Here is a 4,788-nt window from a genome sequence, read left to right on the forward strand (position 1 = left end):
CGACCTTGGTGTCGATGCGGTCAACCCGACGCTGAAAGATGGCAACCGGGGCTTTGGCTATGCCTTGAGCCTTGAAGCAGGCCAGCGCATCGTCCTCGACCCGAACTGGTCGCTGACGCCGCAGGCGCAGCTGATGTGGTCATCGGTCGACTTCGATACGTTCCATGACAGCTATGGCGCGCGCATCTCCAACCGCGATGGCGACAGCCTGACGGCGCGTCTCGGCCTTGCCGCCAACTATGCCAATAGCTGGAAGGGCGAGGACGGCCTGATGGTCAACACGTCGGTCTATGGCATTGCCAATCTCTATCAGGAACTGATGGGCAATGCCCGCATGAACTATGCCGGCACGCATATGGCCACGGACAGCGACAACACCTGGGGCGGCATCGGCGCCGGCGGCACCTATGCCTGGGCCGACAACAAATACGCCCTCTATGGCGAAGGCTCCATCAACACATCCCTCAATCACTTCGCCGACAGCTACACCCTCAAGGGCAACATCGGCTTCAAGGTCAAGTGGTAAGGCGTGACCTGCAAGTTTCTATTCGTTCTTTAAATTTCTGATCAGTCACATTGCGCGGAAATCTTCCGCTGGGGGATATTCTAATGCTTAAGCCTTTACATCGTCGCCGTTTCATAGATCGGATTTTGTTATCCGGCGTGGCTGTGGGTGCGTTATTTTATGGGGCGCCGAGTTTTGCGGACGAGACAATCGATAATACGGCTAAAGTCGTGGACGGGGCAACAGACCCTGCATGGGCGATTAACGGCAATCTTATTATCGGAAAGGCCGGGACTGGGGAAGTCGACATTATCAATGGCGGTGAGGCTACGTTATCATCAAGCCGCACGTTTACCATGGGGGTTGAAGCAGGCTCCAAGGGGACGCTCAAAATTGATAATTCTACTATGAATCTATCGTCCGGCTGGTCGCTAGCAGGCCATCAGGTAGGTCAGTTGGGCACAGCTGAAATAAATATACTAGATGGTGGAGTAATTGATAATCAAGGTGATTCAAATACCTCGCTGGGAACGCAGGCGGGTGGCTCAGGAACTCTGAAGATTGATGGTGCGGGTTCAGCGTGGAAGTACTCCGGAACCAGCACTAACGCTAATTATATTTCGGTAGGTGGCCTCGACGGTACAGCTCCGGGCGGTATGGGTACATTGCTCATCCAGAACAGCGGGAGCGGCCAGTTTGGTCGAACGATCATCGGTGTGGGGACTGATGCCGTCGGCACTCTCACCGTGGATACTAATGCGACACTTGAGAGTGGCGATATATATTTTGGAGCCGATGGCGGGCAGGGTACAGCCAATATCATCGGTGGTGGGCAGGTGACGAGTTGGTATGGCTACATTGGCAGTCTCTATTCCCTCTCAGGTGCCGCTTCGGTCGGGTCTGTAGGTGAGGTGACTGTCAGTGATGCAAACTCTCAATGGAATGCCTCATGGGAACTCCATGTTGGTCGTTTTGGCACGGGAACTTTAAAAGTTCTCAATGGCGGCAGTGTATCCGCTGGCAAGTTATATGTGGGATTTGGCAGTCCCGGTGGCGTTAACAGCGTCGGCGATATGTCGGTGAGCGGTGTTGGTTCACAAGTTGTTGTCGCAAATAATCCTGCGGGAGGAAACTCCTCCAACGGCTACCTGTATGTTGGAAATGCGGGAACCGGTACTCTTACTATAAAAGACGGCGGTAGGGTTCAGTCCGTCAGGACCTATATTGCATCATCAGCAAGCAGCCTTGGTGTCTTAAACATTGGTGCTGCTGCGGGCGATCCTGCGGCTGGGGCGGGGCAGTTGACGACGGATTCCATTATATTTGGTTCTGGCACTGGCACACTGACGTTCAACTATACGGATGCGAGCTATCTTCTGTCGGCGGCGATTTCGGGTCCGGGCACGATCAATCAGATGACGGGCGTCACGACGCTGACGGGCGATGGTTCGGCTTTCAGCGGCACCACTTACGTCACGGGCGGCGAGCTTCATATCGGCAATGGTGGGACGACGGGGGCGCTGAACGGCACGATTGTCGATGACACGAAAGTGGTCTTCAATCGCTTCGACGACCTGATCTTCTCCGGTTCGCTTGAGGGAGCTGGTGCCGTGCAGAAGGTCGGTGCGGGCTCTCTGGTCTTGACGGGCGACAGCAGCGCGTTTGTCGGCAACACGGCGGTCGATGTCGGCGGATTGTTTGTCATCGGCACATTGGGCGGCACAGTGGATGTTGCGACTGGCGCAAAGCTTGGCGGCACCGGCACGATCATCGGCAACACCAAGGTGGCCAGTGGCGGCGCGCTCGACGGTAACCAGGGCAATGTGCTGACGTTCAAGAATGATCTTTCGCTGGCTCTGGGCAGCACTGTGAATGTCGCGCTCGGGAAATCGGGGAATGGGAACGGCCTGTTTGACGTGCATGGCAATCTGACGCTGAACGGCACGCTCAATATCACCGATCAGGGCGATTTCGGTGTCGGCCTTTACCGGCTGTTTGATTATGGCGGCACGCTGTCGGGCAATGGCCTGGCGCTGGGCAATGTCCCGTCCGGCTCGGATCGGAACGCCATGCAGTTCCAGAACCCGGATCACCAGTATAATCTCTATGTTGCCGGGCAGGTCGCCAACAATATATGGGCTGGCGGTGACGGTACATGGAATGCGACCAATCAGAACTGGACGGATATTAACGGCAGTTCAATCGGTGTGTGGAACCAGGGTGATTATGCGCAGTTCGGCGGCACGGTCGGGCATCGGGTCACCGTGGATGACGGTGCCGGGGATTTGACGGCGCAGGGACTTGCATTCTCCACGGATGGCTATGTGCTGTCCGGCGACTATCTCACGCTTCAGGGCGACAAGAACCCGACGATCCGTGTCGGTGATGGCAGTGCTGCCGGGGCTGGCATAACCGCGACGATAGCAAGCGAGCTGCGCGGCAATCAAGGCATTAGCAAGCTCGACTATGGCACCCTGGTTCTGACCGGCGCCAATAGCTATACCGGCGGCACGGCGATCAACCAGGGCACGCTTCAACTCGGCGACGGCGGCAATAGCGGCAGCATTCTGGGCGATGTGGTGGTGAAGCGCGATTCCTATAGTCATGGCACGCTGGCCTTCAACCGCTCGGATATCTATAACTTCACCGGCGCGATCAGCGGCAGTGGCAATGTTGTGCAGCGTGGCAGCGGCACGACGGTGTTTTCGGGCGACAACACGTTTACAGGCGGGCTCACAGTCGAGAAGGGCACGGCGAAGGCCGGGATTGTGGATCACGCCTTTGGTTCGGGCCTGCTGACGGTCGACAAAGACGGCACTGCCGATCTGTCCGGTTTCAATGAAACGGTTGGCGGCCTTGCCGGTGCAGGCCATGTGGCGCTCGGCTCCGGCAGGCTGACGCTTGATCAGGACATCGATACGACCTTTTCCGGCACGATGGACGGCCCCGGAGGCCTCACCAAGAACGGCAATGGCACGCTGACGCTTTCCGGCACTGGCAGCTATGCGGGCCAGACCAATGTCAATGGCGGCGCTCTGGTGCAAGGTGCCGCAGGCGCTTTCTCCGGCACGTCCACCTATTCGCTGGCAAACAATGCCCTTATCGGCCTTGGCGGCTATGACACCAGCATGGTCGGCCTCTCCAATTCCGGCACGGTTGATTTCGGTGGCTCTGGCGGCACCACACTGACCATTGCCGGCAACTATACCGGCAATGGCGGCACGCTTGTCATCAACAGCGTGTTGAATGGCGACGGTTCCAAGACCGACATGCTCAAGGTCGGCGGCGATACCTATGGCAACACCAACCTGAAGGTCATCAATCGCGACGGGCTGGGCGCACAGACGGTCAACGGCATCGAAGTGGTCGATGTTCAGGGCCAGTCGTACGGTACCTTCTCGCTGCTGGGTGACTTTGTCACCAAGGACGGCAAGCAGGCGGTCGTGGGCGGTGCCTATGCTTATACGCTGCAGCAGGGCTCGGGCACCGGCAATGAGGACGGTAACTGGTATCTGACCAGCCAGTTTGACAATCCAGGCCCAGGCCCTGATCCGCGCTACAGCCCGTCGGTTCCTGTCTATGAAGGCTATCTGCAGAACATGCAGGCGCTCAACAAGCTGCCGACCTTGCAGGAACGTGTGGGCGAGCGCTACTGGACGGGCCGGAACGGCGATGGCCAGGCCACAGGTGCCGCCGTTGACGACAAGGGCGTGTGGGCGCGTATCGAAGGCGCGCATAACCGCCTTGAACCCGATACGTCGCTGAGCCGCATGAAGCAGGACATCAACACCTTCATCATGCAGGCCGGTGTCGACGGCCAGTTCTATGAGAGCGACAGCGGCAAGCTGATCGCCGGCATCACCGGACAATATGGCCATGCCAAGGGTGATGTGTCCTCCTTCCACGGCGATGGCGCGATCAGCACCGATGGCTGGAGCCTTGGCGCAACCGCCACCTGGTACGGCAATTCCGGCTTCTATGTCGACGGTCAGGCGCAGGTCACGTGGTTCGACAGCGATCTCACCTCCTGGACCGCCAATCAGGGTCTTGCCGATGGCCGCAAGGCAACCGGCTATGCCCTGAGCATCGAAGCAGGCCAGCGGATCGCCATCGACCAGAACTGGTCGCTGACCCCGCAGGCACAGCTGATGTACTCATCGATCAATGCCGACAGCTTCCGCGATGCATGGGACAGCCGCGTCAGCCTGCATGACGGCGACAGCCTGATCGGACGGCTCGGCCTTGCCGCCAACTATGCCAATAGCTGGAAGGGCGAGGATGGG

General features: G+C 58.3%; 2 protein-coding genes and 1 pseudogene. All 3 read left to right on the forward strand.

Annotation, left to right across the window (positions count from 1 at the left end):
• Window positions 1-526 (forward strand): autotransporter outer membrane beta-barrel domain-containing protein (locus tag AC0TNJ_RS00085; RefSeq protein WP_473769850.1); only part of this gene is annotated, 526 nt, incomplete at its 5' end.
• 635 nt (window positions 527-1,161) lie between these two features.
• Window positions 1,162-1,512 (forward strand): annotated as a pseudogene (locus AC0TNJ_RS00090) (hypothetical protein); the annotation flags it as partial.
• Between the two features lie 294 nt (window positions 1,513-1,806).
• Window positions 1,807-4,788 (forward strand): autotransporter family protein (locus tag AC0TNJ_RS00095; RefSeq protein WP_473769861.1); only part of this gene is annotated, 2,982 nt, incomplete at its 3' end.

This window comes from Ochrobactrum sp. PL_is483, from assembly GCF_055816855.1.